The organism is Telluria sp. LT2P80 (assembly GCF_059685955.1).
Window position 1 is genome coordinate 1,346,766 of the sequence record NZ_JCASIO010000001.1, and the last position, 16,890, is coordinate 1,363,655.

Genomic DNA, 16,890 nt, shown 5'->3' on the forward strand with positions numbered 1-16,890 from the left:
TCATGCCGGCGCCAGCAGGCGCCGTGCGGCTGCGATGACGTCGCCGCTTGACGGCGGCGCGCCCAGGTCGCCCAGGTTGACGATGCGATCGGACCAGTTGCCTTCGGTCTTCCACTTGGGCGAATCGCAGTAGATTTCGATCGTCGGCCGCACAAAGGCGGCAGCGATATGGGTCAGGCCCGTGTCGACGCCCACCGCAAGGCGCGCATGCTGGGCCAGCAGAACAGCATCCATCATCGACAGTTTTGGCAGCACGCGGGCATTGGGCATGGCTGCCGCCAGCGCCTGGGCATCCTCGTGTTCGGCCTTCGAGCCCCATGGAAGCAGCACCGGCATCGGTGCGAGCGCCGCGCCCAGTGCGATCCAGTTGGCGTCGGCCCACTTCTTGGCTGCGCGCGCCGTGCCATGGAAAAAGACCGCGTAGTCGTCGTGCGGCAAAAACGCCGGCCGCGTGGCTTGCGTTGGCGCCGGCAACCCGAAATCGGGTGCCGAGTCGACGCTGTAGTCGAGCGCAGCGCCGGCAACCATGCGCCCGCGCGCCACGGCATGCGTGCGCGGATTCAGCGGGATGCTGTCGGTATGGAAGATGCGCGAGATGCCTTCATAGCCCGAGCCTTCGCTGCCATTGGCCAGGCCGACTTTTTTACCACCCTTGCGCACGCGCGCCGCGCCCATGATGATGCCGGTCTTGAGCAGACCCTGGGTGTCGAACACATAGTCGTATTCGTCTTCGCGCAGCGTGCGGAAGAACGCGCGGATTTCAGCCCGCGTTTCTTGCTTGCCCAGGCTCTTGCGCCAGCGGCGCAGCGACCACGGGATGATCTTGCGCACATGGGGATTCAGGCGCACGAGACTCACATACCCTTCTTCGACCACCCAGTCGATGGTGGCGCCCGGATGCTCGCGCAGCAGGTCGGCCACCATCGGCAGGTTATGCAGCACGTCGCCCAGCGACGACACGCGCACGAGCAGGATCTTCAAGCGCCTGTCCTCAGAACGGCAGGTCGGCATCTGGCTTGGCGGCCAGGATCACGGTCTTGAACTCGGCCTGGATGCGCGCCAGTGCTTCCGGCGACTCGCCCTCAAAGCGCAGCACGACGACCGGCGTCGTGTTCGACGAACGGGCCAGACCGAAGCCATCGGCGTACTCGACGCGCAGGCCATCGATGTCGTTGATTTTTTCGGACGTCGGGAACGTGGCGTTGGCGCGCAGATGGTCGATCAGCGTGAAGTTCTCGCCCTCTTGCAGTTGCAGATGCAGTTCCGGGGTGCTGCTGGCCATTGGCAGGCTGTTGAGCAGCGCCGAAGGATCCTGCTGCTTGGTCAGGATTTCGAGCATGCGCGCGCCGGCATACATGCCGTCGTCGAAACCGTACCAGCGCTCCTTGAAGAAGATATGGCCGCTCATCTCGCCGCCCAGCGGCGCGCCGGTTTCCTTCAGCTTGGCCTTGACCAGCGAGTGGCCGGTCTTCCACATCAGTGGTTTGCCGCCATGCTGCTCGATGTACGGCGCCAGGTGACGCGTGCACTTGACGTCATACAGGATCTCGCCGCCCGGGACGCGCGACAGCACGTCGGCCGCGAACAGCATCATCTGGCGATCCGGGAAGATGATCTGGCCATCCTTGGTGACGATGCCGAGGCGGTCGCCGTCGCCATCGAAGGCCAGGCCGATTTCGGCGTCGGTCTCTTGCAGCGCGCGGATCAGGTCTTGCAGGTTTTCCGGGTGGGCCGGGTCAGGATGGTGGTTCGGGAAGTTGCCGTCGACTTCGCAGAACAGCTCGACCACTTCGGCGCCCATGCCGCGATACAGGTCGCCCGCGAACGCACCGGCCACGCCGTTGCCGCAGTCGACCGCGATCTTGATCGGGCGCGCCAGCTTGACGTCGCCGATGATGCGCTCGAGGTAGGCGGCGCGGATGTCATGGGTGCTGTAGCCGCCGCGCTGCGGCGCGATCGCGCCGTCGTACGCTGCGATGCTGTCGTGCAGGCCGGTAATGGCGTCGCCATAGATGGCTTCGCCGGCCAGGACCATCTTGAAGCCGTTGTAGTCAGGCGGGTTGTGGCTGCCGGTGACCATGATGCCCGAGCGCGTGTCGAGCACATTGGTGCCGAAATAGACCATCGGCGTGGCGATCATGCCCAGGTCGATCACGTCGACGCCGGCGTCACGCAAGCCTTCGCCCAGTGCGCTGGTCAGTTCGGGGCCGGACAGGCGGCCATCGCGGCCGATCACGACCTTGCTCTCTCCCTTGGCCAGCGCGGCAGCGCCAAATGCACGACCGATGTGACGCGCGATGCCGGCGTCCAGGGTCTTGTCGATGATGCCGCGAATATCGTAAGCCTTGAAAATCGTTTTGGAGAGAGCGACCATTTTGTTTCCCGGAATATTGGAGGATTGATAAGTAAGCACTATTGTAACGGCAAGCGTGGCTGGCGTGGGAATGGCGCGCGTGCGCAAGCCTGGCAAAAGCCGAATGACAGAACAAGGGAATATCGGGAAATAGCCGGAGCCGCGAATGGGCGCCGGAGTCGATGGCAGCACGCCACCGGCGCCGGCGCTGGAGAAGCGCGCGGCGCATGCTCCGCATTGCGGAGCAATTAAGATTGCTTAAACGCGCAGGTCGTCGATCGACTTGCCGCCGTCGACCCATTCCTTCACCCACTTTGGCTGACGGCCACGGCCGGTCCACTGCTGGCTGGAATCCTGCGGGTGACGGTAACGCACGGCGACGGTCGCGCCTTTCGAACCGCGGCCGGTGGTGGCCATCAGTTCTTTCAGCGGCATGCCGACGCTTTGCGCGATTGCCAGAATTTGTTCACGTGCTTTCTGCACTTCCTGGGTTTCACGCGTTTTCATTTCCTGCTTGATTTGTTCTTGCAGGTTGCGCAAATCGCCTACCGACATATTCGACAGATCCATCATCGTTCCTCGTTCGTTAAAAAATTGAATGCATATTCAGCAATTGCTGACGCTCGGTGAATACTCACCAAATGTCGCAATATACTACAACAATAATATCCGGTCAGTCTTTCTTGCTTAAAAAGAGCCAGCGCGGCGACTTGAATCGAACGATACGCCCATACAACCAGAGGTAACTGATTATAAACAACAGACAGAACACCATCAATGCGCCAGTGCTTTCCCAGAACACGGTTGCCGGTATCACTGCCAGCAATGAAATCAGCCATAAATAAGGCGACGTGCGGGCATTGCGTTTCATCAGTGCGCGGGCCTCGCGCGGCCCCACTGTCCATTGCACGATGCGCCGAAAAATCAAACTATGCAAGTGAATACCATCGGGCAGCGTTGGTGATTTGCCGCGAACAAACATCCGGCGGTATGCAGAGAATATGGTTTCAAACGCCGGGTAAATCAGCAATAGCGCTGCATACCAGGTGGAGACAGCCGGATTGCGCATTACCAGCAGCAGGGCCAGCTCGCCCAGCAGGAAGCCAAGGAAATACGCTCCGCCATCGCCCAAAAAAATCAGCCCGACCGGATAATTCCAGATCAGGAAGCCGGCCGTGGCCCCGGCGACGATCAATGCCGCCACCAGCACGAACATATCGCCCACCTGCAAGGCGACGTAGGACAGCGACAGCAGCATGAAAATGCTGATCACGCCGGCCAGGCCATTAAAGCCGTCGATGATATTGATGGCATTGGCCACGCCGGCCACCGCCAGCATCGTCAACGGCAGCACGATCCAGATGGATTCGAGCGGCACGACCGTCCACGGCAAGTCGAGACGGCCAATACGCGCGTCGAGCAGCCAATAACCAAAGCCTGCCGCGAGCATCGTCAGGAACAGGCGACGGCTTGGCGAGACCTTTCCCGTATAGTCTTCGGCAATACCGCCGGCCAGGGCAATCGTGGCGCAGGCAATCAGGGTTGCCAGCCACGCCGCCATTTGCGGCTGGCGCAGGATCGATAAACCGGACGCCACCACCACTGCCAGAAAGATGGGAATACCGCCGATGCGCGCGACTGCATGCGTATGGTTTTTCTGTACGCCGGTAAAATCACCATCGAGTCCCAGGCCATGTTTTCGCGCGGTCTTGATGACCAGCAGCGTGAGCAATGCGCAGGAAAGGAAACTGACAAAAAACGAGAACATTATTGTTTTCTTTCGGAGCGATTCTTGTGCAGCGCTCCGCAAAGGAAGCGAATTGGCGCAGCCACGATACGCTATTCATCAATGGAAAGCCGGCCTCATTGTACCGGACTGGACGTGGATGCCGGCGCGCGTATTTATGTTTTCATCCGCTTGCACGGCGACGCAAAAAACTTCCCTGGCGCGTAAAATCATTTAGTATCCGTCAGAGCATCATATGCTCCATTTTTCATAACGCCAGGCAGCAGGACGGCAATGTCCTGCCAGAACAAGAATATGACCACTTACGCCATTGGCGACCTCCAGGGCTGCGCACATGAAGCGCAGCTGCTGCTTGACCGCATTGCCCTCGTCGCGGGCGATGACGCGCGCATCCTGTTCGTGGGTGACCTCATCAACCGCGGCCCCGAATCGCTGATGGCGCTGCGGCGCATGAAAGCGCTCAATGAATCCAGCGGCGGGCGGGTCGATGCCCTGCTCGGCAACCACGACCTGCACCTGATCGCGGTGGCCGGCGGCGCCCAGCGCCTGAGCCGCTCCGACACGCTCGACGAGATCCTGGCTGCCCCCGACCGCGACGAACTCATCGCCTGGCTGCGCGCGCGGCCGCTGGCGATGTTCGTCGACAGTCACCTGCTGGTGCACGCCGGCGTGGCCCCGCAATGGGATGCGGCGCAGACGATGGCGCTGGCCGGCGAAGTCGAACGCATGCTGCAGGGCGACGGCTGGCTCGACTTCCTGAGCCAGATGTACGGCAACCAGCCCGACCGCTGGGACGACAGTCTGACGGGCATCGAGCGCCTGCGCTGCATCGTCAATGCGCTCACGCGCATGCGCCTGTGCGCGCCCGATGGCGCGATGGATTTCAAGCACAAGGAATCCGACACCGGCCCGGTCGGCAGCGACCTGCTGCCATGGTTCGACCTGCCGGCGCGCCGCACGCAGGACGTGACGGTGGTGTTTGGCCACTGGTCGGCGCTGGGCGTGGTGCAGCGGCCCAACCTGGTCGGGCTGGACAGCGGCTGCGTCTGGGGCGGCAAGCTGACGGCCGTGTGCCTGGATGACCGCACGCTGCTGCAGGTGGATTGCCCCGAATACCGCGAGCACGGCGGCAAGCAGCGCTGAACTAGTGTGAGACTGCGGTTGCTACCGCAGTGGCCACGGCCTCCTGCGATGCCTGCGCCAGTTCGCGCCGATGCGCACCAAGGCTTTCCAGGGGCGCCAGGCAAGTCAGGCGCGCCGTGACGGGCGGCCCCTGCAAAATCCGGAACAGGCTGTCGACAAAGGTCGTCTCGCCGATGTACTCGATCGACGGATGGTGCGCGCCGTCGGCGCCGACATAGGCCAGCGCATACGGCTGCACCGGCACGCCGGCGTCGACCGCCGCCTCGAACAGGTTGGCGTGAAATGGCAGCACCTGGCCTTGCAGGCCGGTCGTCCCTTCCGGGAACAGCGCGACGCGCTCCCCCTTCTGCAACACGTCGACCAGCCCCTTGAACACGTGGCGCAATTCGCGCCGGTTGCCGCGCGCAATGAACACGGTGCCGGCGCCGGCCGCCAGGCGGCCCATCACGGGCCAGGCGCGAATTTCGGCCTTGGCCACGAACCGGCACGGGCTCAAAGCATTGATGACGAAGATGTCGAGCCATGACACGTGGTTGGCCACCACCAGCGCATGCGCGAGCGCGGGTACGCCCAGTGCCGGCGCGACGTGCACGCGGCACAGGCGCAGCAGGCGCGCGGACCAGCCACGCGTCAGGCGCGCGCGCTGGCTGGGCGAGGCAAAGGGAAACACCAGCGCGCAGGTCGCCAATCCTTCGCACAGATGGACGGTAACGCGCGCAAGGCGCCAGGCAAGCCGGATATTCAAGGTGATGGGCGCAGTGAAGGCGCGCGCTTGAAGCGAAGCACGCGCCGTGGTTGGATCAACGCTGGTAGGCCACGCGGCCGCGCACGACGGTCGCGCGCACCTGCCCGGCCAGCTCGTAGCCGAGGAATGGCGTGTGCTTGCCCTGACTGGCCAGCGCCTTGCCGTCGACCAGCCAGCGCGCGGCCGGGTCGAACAGCACGACATCGGCGGCAGCACCCACGCCCAGCGTGCCCGCCGGCAGGCCGGCAATGCGCGCCGCTTCGCAGGTGATCTTGCCGATCGCCAGCGCCAGCGAGCCCTGGGCGTCCTGCGCGCCGTGCGGCTGGTCTTGCGCCCACTTGAGCGTGAGCGCCAGCAGCAACTCCAGGCCCGTGGCGCCCGGCGACGCTTCGCCGAACGGCAGCAGCTTTTCGTCGTCATCCACTGGCGTGTGGTCGGAGCAGATCGCATCGACCGTGCCATCGACGAGTGCAGCGCGGATCGCGTCGCGGTCGCGCTGTGAGCGCAGCGGCGGCGTGAGGCGCGCGTTGGAATCGAAGAAGCCGATATCGGCGTCGGTCAGGTGCAGATGGTGCACGCCCACGTCGACTGTCAGGTTCAGGCCTTCTTTCTTGGCGGCGCGAATCAGGTCCAGGCCCGCAGCGGACGAAATCCGGCACAGGTGCACGCGCGCGCCCGTGGAGCGCATCAGCTCGAAAATCGTGTGCAGCGCGATGGTCTCGGACATCACCGGCACGCCGGACAGGCCGAGGCGCGAGGCCAGCGGGCCGGCATGGGCCACGCCGCCGCGGCCGATGTGCGCGTCCTGCGGGCGCAGCCAGACGGTGTAGTCGAACGTCTTGGCGTACTGCATCGCGCGCAGCAGCACGTTGGTGTCGAGGATGGGTTCCTCGGCCTGCGCAAAGCCGATGCAGCCGGCTTCGGTCAGTTCGGCCATCTCGGTCAGCGCCTGCCCTTTCAGGCCCACGGTCAGTGCGCCCAGCGGGTGCACATTGGCCTGGTCGACGATGCGCGCGCGGTGCTTGAGCATTTCGACCAGACCTGGTTCGTCGAGCACCGGGTCGGTGTCGGGCGGGCAGACCAGCGTGGTCACGCCACCCTGCATCGCCGCCTGCAGCTCGGATTCGAGCGTGGCCTTGTATTCGTAGCCCGGCTCGCGCAGGCGCGCCGACAGGTCGACCAGGCCCGGGGCGACCACGAAACCGCTCGCATCGATGCTCTGGTCGGCCGTGAAGCCTTCGGGGGCGACGCCAAGCGCCGCAATCTTGCCGTCGACGATGAACAGGTCTTGCACGGCGTCGACGCCGTTCGCCGGGTCGATCACGCGCCCGTTCTTGATATGGAGTTTCATGCGTGGGTTCCTGCCAAAATGCTCATGACTGCCATGCGTACCGCGATTCCGAACGTCACCTGCGGCAGGATCACTGCCTGGCTGCCGTCGGCCACCGCCGAGTCGATCTCGACGCCGCGGTTCATCGGCCCCGGGTGCATCACGATTGCATCGGGTTTCGCCAGCGCCAGACGCTCGGGCGTCAGGCCGTAGCTCTTGAAGTATTCTTGCGCCGACGGCAGCAGCGCGCCGCTCATGCGCTCGTTCTGCAGGCGCAGCATGATGATCACGTCGACGTCCTTCAACCCCTCATTGATGTTGGTGAAGGTGCGCACGCCCATCTGATCCAGGCCGCCCGGCAGCAGCGTGTGCGGGCCGATGGCGCGCACTTCGGGCACGCCCAGCGTGGTCAGTGCGTGGATGTCCGAACGGGCCACGCGGCTGTGCAGGATGTCGCCGACAATGGCCACGCGCAGGTTCGTGAAGTCTTTCTTGTAGTGCCGGATCGTGTACATGTCGAGCAGGCCCTGGGTCGGGTGCGCGTGGCGCCCGTCGCCGGCATTGACGACGTGGACATCCGAGCGCGTGCGGTTCAGGTGCTGCGCGATCATGTACGGCGCGCCCGACTGCGCGTGGCGCACCACGAACATGTCGGCGTGCATCGCGGCCAGGTTGTCGATCGTGTCGAGCAGCGACTCGCCCTTGGTGGTCGACGATGCCTGGATGTTCAGGTTGATGACGTCGGCCGACAGGCGCTTGGACGCGATCTCGAACGTGGTGCGGGTGCGCGTCGAATTTTCGAAGAACAGGTTGAACACGCTCTTGCCGCGCATGAGCGGGACCTTCTTGACTTCGCGGTCGGAGATCCCCACGAAGCTCGATGCGGTGTCGAGGATGTGGTCGATGTGCGACTTCTTGAGGCCCTCGATGGTGAGCAGGTGCTGCAGCTCGCCGTTTTTGTTCAGTTGCGGATTATTGTGCAGGATCGGCATTGTCTTGTTCGATGGTAAGCGAAAGTTGGCCTGTCTCATCGCGCTGCAGGCACAGCGACTCGTTGGCGTCGAGCACGGCGTGGGCGCCGACGAAATCGGCGGCCACCGGCAGCTCGCGCCCGCCCCGGTCGGCCAGCGCGGCCAGGCGGATGCAGGCCGGACGACCGTAGTCGAACAGCACGTTGATCGCCGCGCGCGTGGTGCGGCCGGTCTGCAGCACGTCGTCGACCAGCACCACGGTGGCGCCGTCGACCGCAAAGCGGATGTGCGTTGGTTTCACGTCCGGGTGCAGGCCCTTGCGCGCATAGTCGTCGCGGTAGAACGAGACGTCGATGGAGCCGAGACGGTGTGTCAGGTCGAGGTCGCGCGCAAGGCGCTCGGCCAGCCAGGCGCCGCCCGAATGGATGCCGACGATGGCCGGCTCGGCGACGCCGTCCAGGCCGGCGCGGACCTGGGCCAGCAGCTCGCGGTAGAGCGCTTCGGCATCGAATGCGTGTTTGTTGGTGGGCATAGGGTTAGCGTGATGCGTCAAAATACTGTTGCAAAATAATGGCGGCCGCCTTGTCGTCGATGACCTCGCCGCGCTTTGATGCGATCACGGCCGACGAATAGCGTTCATCGACCAGTTCGACGGGAAGGTTGAAGCGGCCATGCAGCTGGTTGGCAAAGCGGCGGCTGCGCAAGGTCATGTCGTGCTCGGCGCCATCGGGATGGCGCGGCTCGCCCACGATCAGGCGCGCCGGCTGCCATTGGGCGATCAGCTCGCCAATGATCTGGAAGCGGGTGGCGTTGTCGATCGCACTGACGACTCTCAAAGGCTGGGCCTGCCCGGTCAGGGTGTTGCCCATGGCGATGCCGATCCGCTTGATGCCGAAGTCGAAGCCAAGAACGATATCAACCATGCACGCGTTTCTTGTACGGGAACACGTTACGCATGGCCGGCTTCGGTGGCGAGCATCAGGGGATCGATGCCCAGCAGCTTGATGGCGGCGTGGTAGCGCTCTTCGATCGGCAGGTCGAACAGCACGCGCGCGTCGGCGCCCACCGTCAGCCAGCCATTGCGCGAAATTTCTTCTTCGAGCTGGCCCGGGCTCCAGCCGGCATAGCCGATGGAGACGAGCATGCGCGCCGGGCCACCGCCGTTGGCGACAGCCTCGAGCACGTCGATCGATGTGGTAAACGAGACGTCGTCGGTGACGGTCAGCGACGACGAATAGCGCCCGCCCGGCGAATGCAGCACGAAGCCACGGTCGTCCTGCACGGGGCCGCCGAACATGATCGGCTCGTCGACGACGGTGGCGCGCAAACCTTCGGCCAGCTTGAGGTCGACGCGGTCGAACAGGGTTTCCATCGTCATGTCGGTCGGCTTGTTGATGACCACGCCGAGCACGCCCTTGTCGTTGTGCTCGCAGACATAGACGACGGTGCCGCCGAAGACGGGATCCTGGATCGACGGCATGGCGATCAGGAAGTGGTTCGCCAGGTTCAGGCCGGATGCTGCCGGGCCCGCCATACCAGGGGAGCCATCCTGCTCACGGGGCATGCCCGGCATGGGAAGAGTTTGGCCAACTTTGGTTTTTTTCATACGATTGCTCTCAAAAGGCGCACTCTCGCGTTGTTACTTCTGTTGAACGGCTGCCAGGTATCTGCAGAACAACCTTACGCTTTTCGACAGTTTACACCCATTTGCCCCTGAGGCCATTGGAAGCATTCCTCGGGCGCCACACGTTTCGATGATGGGCAGTAAAATCTGGATCCGCCTTGACCTCGCACACGATGATGAATTTAAGCAAGTCTTTAGTCTGGTTTCGCCGCGACCTGCGCGCGTTCGACCACGCCCCCCTGCACCACGCCCTGCGTTCATCGCAGCAGGTGTATTGCGTGTTCGTGTACGACACCGACATCCTCGATGAGTTGCCAAAGGATGACCGGCGTCTGCGTTTCATCCATGCCAGCCTGGCCCAGCTCGACACGGAACTGCGTCGCCTTGGAGGCTACCTGATCGTGCGCCACGGCAGCGCGCGCGATGAAGTCGTTGCTTTGGCGGAAGAACTCAGGATCGATGCCGTGCATGCCGGCACCGACCATGAACCGTCGGCCATTGCGCGCGATCTCGCCGTGGCCGAACAACTGGCCGAGCGCGACTGCGCCTTCCATACCTACAAGGACCAGGTCATCTTCGAGAAGCAGGAAGTGCTCACGCTCGCCGGCGGCGTGTTCTCGGTGTTTACGCCGTACAAGAACGCCTGGCTCAAGCGCCTGGCGGCCCATCCCGAAACCCTGGCCACCTACCCGGTCGACGCCCATGCGCATGCGTTCGCGCCGCCCACCGGAACGCCGGCCGCCGGAGCGCCAGCTTCCCTGCCGGCCCTGGAAGACATCGGCTTCACGTCGGGCGAGCCGCCACTGCCTGCCGGGATGGATGGGGCCGAGGAGATGTTCGAGGCGTTTGTGACCGAGATGGCCGACTATGGTCGTGCGCGCGACTTCCCGGCCGAGGAAGGCACCTCACGGCTGTCGGCGCACCTGCGCTTTGGCACCACATCGATCCGCCACCTGGTGCGCAGCGCGCGCGACATGGTGCAGTCGGGAACCGGCGGGACCGGTGCGTCCGTGTGGCTGTCAGAACTGATCTGGCGCGACTTCTACGCGATGGTGCTGTCGCAGAACCCGCACGTGGTCGAACGTTCGTTCAAGCCGGCGTTCGATGCGGTCGAGTGGGAAACCGGGGACGAAGCCGACGCGCTGTTCGCGGCCTGGTGCGAGGGGCGCACCGGGTATCCGCTGGTCGATGCGGCGATGCTGCAGCTGAACCAGACGGGCTTCATGCACAACCGGCTGCGCATGGTCACGGCGAGCTTTTTGACCAAGGATCTCGGGATCGACTGGCGCCGCGGCGAGCGCTATTTCGCGCGCCAGCTCAATGATTATGAGCTGGCCTCGAACAACGGCGGCTGGCAGTGGGCGGCGTCGACCGGGTGCGACGCGCAGCCGTGGTTCCGGATCTTCAATCCGGTCACGCAATCGACGCGCTTCGACGCGCGCGGGGAGTTCATCCGCCGCTACCTGCCGCAACTGGCAAAGCTGGACGGCAAGCAGATTCACGCGCCGTGGCTGGTGAAGTCCGATGTGCTGGCAGAGCGCGGGGTGGTGCTGGGACGGGATTATCCGGCGCCGGTCGTGGAGCACGACGCGGCGCGACAGCGCACACTGGAGCGCTTTGCGGTGGTGAAGAAAGTGGTGGCGAAGGCAGAGGACGAGAAGGACGACACGAACGACGACTGAACGCCGTCGTCACGCTGTCAGGCTGCCTCGCGTCCCAGCAAGCCCTCGATCGCCGCCAGCAGCACCGTCTCCTGGTACGGCTTGCCAAAGTAGGCATTCACGCCCAGCCCGAGCGCCACGTTGCGGTGCTTGTCGGCCGTGCGCGACGTGATCATGATGATCGGGATCGCCTTCGTTGCGTCATTGCCCCGCACATTGCGGGTCAGGTCGAAGCCGTCCATGCGCGGCATCTCGATATCGACCAGCATCAGGTCCGGCGCGCCCTGCCCGATCAGCTCGAGCGCCTCGATGCCGTCCTTGGCCAGCACCACGCGGTAGCCTTCGCGTTCGAGCAGGCGCTGCGTCACGCGCCGCACCGTCAGCGAATCGTCGACCACCATCACGGTAGGGCGCCGTATCTGCAGCGCGACGGCCTGCTTCACACGTGCCGCACCTTGTGGCTGCTGCGCCAGTGCCAGCGGATCGAGAATCAGGACGATTTCGCCCGAACCCAGTACCGTGGCGCCGTCGATGCCCGGCATGCGCGCCAGCTGGCGGCCGATGTTCTTGACCACCACCTCACGGTTGCCCAGCACTTCGTCGACGCGCAGCGCGATGCGACGGCTGCCGCCATTCAAGACCAGCACCGGCGTCGAACGCTGCGTCGTGATGCGCTCGTCGTCGTCCATGCCCAGCAAATCCGGCAAGCCATACAGCGCCAGTTCGTGGCCGGCCAACGCGATGCTGCCGGCGTCGATGGCGGCGGCCAGGTCGGCCTCGCGTACCTGCTGCACCGCTTCGACCAGCGTCGACGGCACCGCATGGGTGCGGCCACCGGCCACCACCAGCACCACCTGCGCCACGGCCAGCGTCAGCGGCAGCGTGATCGTGAAGCGCGCGCCCTGCCCGGCCTCGGACGCCACCGCGACGCGCCCGCCCAGCGCCTGCGCTTCGGAGCGCACCACGTCCATGCCGACGCCACGCCCGGCCAGCTCGGTCAGCGTGTCCGCCGTCGAAAAGCCCGGCGCGAAAATCAGGTCGGTCACCTGGTCGTCCGGCGCCTCGTCGCTTTCGGCAATCAGGCCGCCCGCCAGCGCCTTGGCGCGGATGCGTTCAAGGTCCAGCCCGGCGCCGTCGTCGCTGAAGTTGATCAGGACTTCGTTGCCGTGCTGGCTGACCTGCACCAGCAGTTCGCCCGTCTCGGCCTTGCCGGCGCTCTGACGCGCCGCGCGCGGCTCGATGCCGTGCACGATCGCGTTGCGCAGCAGGTGTTCGAACGGCGCGGCCATCTGTTCCAGCACGCCACGGTCGATTTCCACGGCGCCGCCCCGGATATCCAGGTTGACGCGCTTGTCGGTTTCTTTCGCGGTCTGGCGCGCGACGCGGAACAGGCGCTCGGACAGGCTGGCAAACGGCACCATCCGCACTCGCATCAGGTCGCGCTGCAGGTCGCGCGTCATGCGCGCCTGGGCCGACAGTTCTTCGTTGGCCGAATCGACCGTACGCGCCAGGCTTTCCTGGAACGAGGCGACGTCGTCGACGCTTTCGGCCAGCATGCGCGTGAGTTCCTGCAGGCGCGTGAAGCGGTCGAATTCGAGCGGATCGAATTCGCGCTCGCCGGCAATCGACAGACGCGAAGCGATCTGCGATTCGGCCTGCATCTCGATCTCGCGCAACTGGCGCCGCAGGCGGCCCACGTTGTCCGAGAAGTCGCCGAGCGACGATTTGAGTACGCCGATCTGGTTTTCCAGGCGCGAGCGCGTGATCGACACTTCGCCGGCCTGGTTCACGACGCGGTCGAGGATGTCGGCACGTACGCGCACCAGCGGCGCGCGCGCTGGCTCGGCCGGCGTGCTCGCGGGTGCTTCCACGGCGGCAGGCACCGCGCCCCCGGCCGGCTGCTGCAAGCCCTCGAACAGCAGCATCGCGCTGTCGTAGTTGGCCAGCAGCTCGTCGAACGCGGTCGGCGGCAGCGTCGAGGTGCCCGCATGGACCATGTTCTCGATCTGCGTTTCCAGTTCGTGCGCATGCTGGCCAAGGCGCATCGCGCCGGCCATGCGCGCGCTGCCCTTGACCGTGTGCAGGTCGCGCTGCATGCGCTGCGCGACGCCGGCGTTGGACGGCTCCTGCTGCCACTGGCGCAGGTCGTGCCCGATGCGCGGCAGCAGGTCGGTGGCTTCTTCGAGGAAGACCGGCAGCAGGTCGGCGTCGATCTCGTCGACGTACCCGCTGGCGCCGGCCAGCTCGGGTTCGTGCAGGTCCTCGAGCGCCGGATCGGGTTCCGGCTCAGCTTCTGGTTCTGGTTCAGCCTCAGGTTCCGGCACCGGTTCTGACGCCGGTTCGGGCAGCACCGCTTCATCGGGCGTCACCGCAACGAAGCCGGCCTCCCCCGGCTGCGGGGCGGCCTGTTCCAGCGCCGGCGCCGCGAACGGTTCGTCGCCGAATGCGCTGAAGATGTCGTCGATATCGTCCGGCTCTGTCGGTGCAGGCGCAGCCGCGCGTGGCGCTGGCGCCGTGAACGGTGGCGGCTCGGCCAGCAACTGCTTGTAAGCGTCGGCAAACAGCGTATCGAGCCGGCTGGCCAGCGCCGGTTCGAGCTTGTCGAACGGCGATGTGCCCAGGCGCGCGCGCAGCGCGGCCAGCTGTTCGATCAGGTCCGGCTGCGCCGGGGCCAGTTCGCCCAGCGTGAACACGTGCAGCATCGCGCGCATGCGCGCCAGCGTCGTGTCGAACAGGGCCAGCCCGTCCTCATCGAGGGGCGCGCCTGGCACGGTGAGCTTCTCGAGCGTTCTTTCCAGCGCATGCGCCAGTTCGCACAGGGCGGTGTAGCCGACCGTGGCCGAGGTGCCGGCCAGCGTGTGGGCGGCCGTGATCGCATCGGCGGATGCACGCTGCGCCGGGTCCTGGCGCAGCGCGGCGAACGCGTCTTCCAGCGTGGCGCACAGTGATTCGGTTTCGAGCAGGTAGACGTCGTGCAGCGCCTGGCCAATGGTCAGGTCGCCCACGCGCCGCACGGCATCCTCGCCCGGCGGCGTGATCTGCACGTCGAGTACCGGGATATCGTCAAACTGCGCGTCAAACTGCGCATCGAACTGCGCATCGAGCTGCGCATCCGGCTGGACATCGGCCGGCAGCTCGAACGCGCCGCCCTCCTGCACCCGCGCCGCCGCCTCGATCAGCGCCGCGCCATCGCGCAGCGAAGCCTGGCCGGCAGCCAGTTCGGCCACCCAGGCATCCAGTTCGGCGTAGGCGTGCGCGAGCAGCGCCAGGAGGTCGGCGGTGGCCGCGCGGCCGTCGGCCAGCCAGATGTTCATGACCCGCTCGATGCTGGCGGCGGTCGCGCCGAAGGCTTCCAGGCCCACCATGCGGCTGCTGCCCTTGAGCGTGTGGAAGGCACGGCGCAGGCCCGTCAGGGTTTCCTGGTTGCCCGGCTCGTCGGCTGCGCGCGGCAGCGTCTCGACCACGACGCCAAGCACTTCCTGCGCTTCGGCGATGAAGATCCCGAGCAGTTCGGCATCGACGTCGTCCTGTGCGTCGGCTCCGGCGACAGGCGCCACCGGCGTCTCGACGGCGGCGGCGGCGGCATCGGTGAACTCGAACGGCAATTCGCGCAGCAGCTGTTTATCAGTGTCGAACGTGAAGCAGCCGCGCGCCAGCGCGCTGTCCTGCGCCAGCAGGTCGGCGAAGAAGCCCAGGGCGCCGATGTTCTGCGCGATATTGTGCAGCGACGCGTGCTGCGCGGTGACATCGCTGGCGCTGTCGGCCAGCGTGCGTACCGCGTCCTCGACGTGACGCACGGTCAGCACAGCCTGCTCTTGGTCGAGGATGGCAAACGCGCCCTGCAAGCCATGCAACACCGGCCCAGCCTGTTCCAGCACCTGGCGTTTCGACGGGTCGTCGTAATAATCGTCGAGCAGTTTCTCGATCTGGCGCAGGCCGGCCTTGACCTCGCCCGCCAGCACGGCCACGGTCTGGCCCTGCTGGATCTGGCGCGCCAGTTCGCCCTGCCACTGCGGGGCGTCGGGCGGCGTTTCGCCGGCAGCCAGCGCCAGGAGGCGCGCGCCGACGGCTTCGGCGTTCTGTGAAAAATCGTCGGGCAACTGGCGCAGCTGGTCCAGGCTGTTCTCGACGAACAGCATGGCGGCGGCCATCTCCAGCCCGAACTGGTCATCGCGCCCCGACTGCACCGAGTCGCCCGCCGCGCGGCCCAGCTCACGCAGCAGCTGCGCCAGCGCGGGCGCGCCCAGCTTGTCGCTGGCGCCGGCCAGGCGTGCCAGCGCATCGTTGAAATCGCTCTCGATGGCGGCGTCGGGCTTGCCGTCACCGGCGATCAGGTCCCAGTCCGACTTGGTGCGGGCCAGCGCTTCGCGTGCATCCTTCAGCGCCTGCGGATCGAGTTTGCCGTAGCGCCGTTCGGCGTAATCGTGCGGCACCGCGCCGTCCAGGTCCAGGGCCTGGCGCAGCGCGCCTGCCTCGGGGCCCGGCACGCAGGCGGCGGCCACGAAGAACAGCGCATCGCGCAGCATCGTCTCGGGGGAATCCTGCTGGCCCTTGGCCAGGCGCCGCAATTGCAGGTTGATCTGGCCAAAGAGCTGTTTGACATACAGGTCGGTCGCAACCTGGCCGCCAGCCACCACGGTGGCAAACGCGTGCAGCGCCTGCCAGAACAGGCGCGCGCGCGCGCTTTCCTGCGCGCCGGCGATCGGCGCGATTGCCGCGGCCATGTCGTGCGCCTGCGCGCGGCGCGCGGCGTCGTCGTCGGCCTTCAGGTACGGCAGCAGGGCTTTTTCGAATTGCGCGCGGCAGGCCGCGATGTCGACCTCGCCCACGGCAGTGGCACTGGCAGGCAGTTCGGGCAGCACCGACAGATCCAGTGGCAGCAGGTCGGCCGGATGGACCTTGGTGTCACCCTGGCGTTCGACCATGTCGCGGTAATACGGGAACAGGCGCGCCGGCTGTTGCGGGGCGCCGCCCAGGAGTTCGTCGAGGTATTCGCCCAGCGCACCGAAGGCTTCCAGCACCACCTGCACGCTCTCGGCGTTGCAGGCCAGTTGGCCATCCTTGAAACGATCGAGCACCGCTTCGGCGGCGGCGGTGAACACGCCAACGCCTTCGACATCGACCATCTGCAAGGCGCCGTGCGCCTGGTGCAGATGCAATTTGGCATGCAGCAGCAGCGTTGGCTGCGCCTCGGGCGAACGGCCCGCTGCGTCGCGCAGGGAGGTCGCGGCGCGTGTGAGGGCGTCGCGGATTTCGCCAATGACCCAGGACAGCGGGCCGGTATCAAAACTGCTGGAGCGGTTCAAGGTCGTCATC

Annotated in this window: 13 protein-coding genes; 2 read left to right on the forward strand and 11 right to left on the reverse strand. The window is 65.7% G+C overall.

What is annotated here, in order from left to right; all coding sequences use genetic code 11:
- From waaC to AC56LW_RS05890, 4 genes are all read right to left on the reverse strand, one after another.
- The gene (gene waaC, locus AC56LW_RS05875) at nt 1-981 is read right to left on the reverse strand and encodes a lipopolysaccharide heptosyltransferase I (RefSeq protein ID WP_499632650.1); all 981 of its coding nucleotides are present in this window, start codon (nt 979-981) and stop codon (nt 1-3) included.
- Nucleotides 982-991: 10 nt separating this feature from the next.
- A complete protein-coding gene (locus AC56LW_RS05880; protein WP_499632652.1) occupies nt 992-2,374 on the reverse strand; it encodes a phosphomannomutase/phosphoglucomutase in 1,383 nt (460 codons plus the stop codon).
- Nucleotides 2,375-2,611: 237 nt separating this feature from the next.
- Nucleotides 2,612-2,923 carry an H-NS histone family protein gene (locus tag AC56LW_RS05885; protein WP_332532344.1) on the reverse strand — a complete coding sequence of 104 codons (312 nt, stop codon included), beginning with the start codon at nt 2,921-2,923 and terminating at the stop codon, nt 2,612-2,614.
- Between the two features lie 103 nt (nt 2,924-3,026).
- A complete protein-coding gene (locus AC56LW_RS05890) occupies nt 3,027-4,121 on the reverse strand; it encodes an MraY family glycosyltransferase (protein WP_332532286.1) in 1,095 nt (364 codons plus the stop codon).
- A 273-nt stretch (nt 4,122-4,394) separates the two neighbouring features.
- On the opposite strand from AC56LW_RS05890, the gene AC56LW_RS05895 reads away from it, so the two are divergent.
- Entirely contained in the window at nt 4,395-5,243 is an 849-nt protein-coding gene (locus AC56LW_RS05895) for a symmetrical bis(5'-nucleosyl)-tetraphosphatase (protein ID WP_499632655.1), read from the forward strand.
- Between the two features lies 1 nt (nt 5,244).
- Here the strand turns inward: AC56LW_RS05895 and AC56LW_RS05900 are convergent, their stop codons facing one another.
- From AC56LW_RS05900 to AC56LW_RS05925, 6 genes are read right to left on the reverse strand one after another with little or no spacing between them, the layout of a single operon-like run.
- Entirely contained in the window at nt 5,245-5,988 is a 744-nt protein-coding gene (locus AC56LW_RS05900; protein WP_499632658.1) for a lysophospholipid acyltransferase family protein, read from the reverse strand.
- A 55-nt stretch (nt 5,989-6,043) separates the two neighbouring features.
- Nucleotides 6,044-7,339, reverse strand: coding sequence for a dihydroorotase (locus AC56LW_RS05905; RefSeq protein WP_499632661.1), 1,296 nt, complete (start codon nt 7,337-7,339; stop codon nt 6,044-6,046).
- A complete protein-coding gene (locus AC56LW_RS05910; RefSeq protein WP_183556324.1) occupies nt 7,336-8,310 on the reverse strand; it encodes an aspartate carbamoyltransferase catalytic subunit in 975 nt (324 codons plus the stop codon). The genes AC56LW_RS05905 and AC56LW_RS05910 overlap by 4 nt, the downstream gene beginning before the upstream one ends.
- Nucleotides 8,291-8,821 (reverse strand): bifunctional pyr operon transcriptional regulator/uracil phosphoribosyltransferase PyrR, encoded by a 531-nt coding sequence (gene pyrR / locus AC56LW_RS05915; protein WP_332532282.1) that lies wholly within the window; start codon nt 8,819-8,821, stop codon nt 8,291-8,293. The genes AC56LW_RS05910 and pyrR overlap by 20 nt, the downstream gene beginning before the upstream one ends.
- Nucleotides 8,822-8,825: 4 nt before the next feature.
- Entirely contained in the window at nt 8,826-9,212 is a 387-nt protein-coding gene (gene ruvX, locus AC56LW_RS05920; RefSeq protein WP_332532281.1) for a Holliday junction resolvase RuvX, read from the reverse strand.
- Nucleotides 9,213-9,238: 26 nt separating this feature from the next.
- The gene (locus AC56LW_RS05925; protein WP_499632665.1) at nt 9,239-9,895 is read right to left on the reverse strand and encodes a YqgE/AlgH family protein; all 657 of its coding nucleotides are present in this window, start codon (nt 9,893-9,895) and stop codon (nt 9,239-9,241) included.
- A 194-nt stretch (nt 9,896-10,089) separates the two neighbouring features.
- Here AC56LW_RS05925 and AC56LW_RS05930 point away from each other — a divergent pair, with 194 nt between their 5' ends.
- Nucleotides 10,090-11,595: a cryptochrome/photolyase family protein gene (locus AC56LW_RS05930; RefSeq protein ID WP_499632905.1), complete on the forward strand. Its 1,506-nt coding sequence runs from the start codon at nt 10,090-10,092 to the stop codon at nt 11,593-11,595.
- Nucleotides 11,596-11,612: 17 nt separating this feature from the next.
- Here the strand turns inward: AC56LW_RS05930 and AC56LW_RS05935 are convergent, their stop codons facing one another.
- A complete protein-coding gene (locus AC56LW_RS05935) occupies nt 11,613-16,889 on the reverse strand; it encodes a hybrid sensor histidine kinase/response regulator (protein ID WP_499632668.1) in 5,277 nt (1,758 codons plus the stop codon).
- Nucleotide 16,890 lies beyond the last annotated feature (1 nt).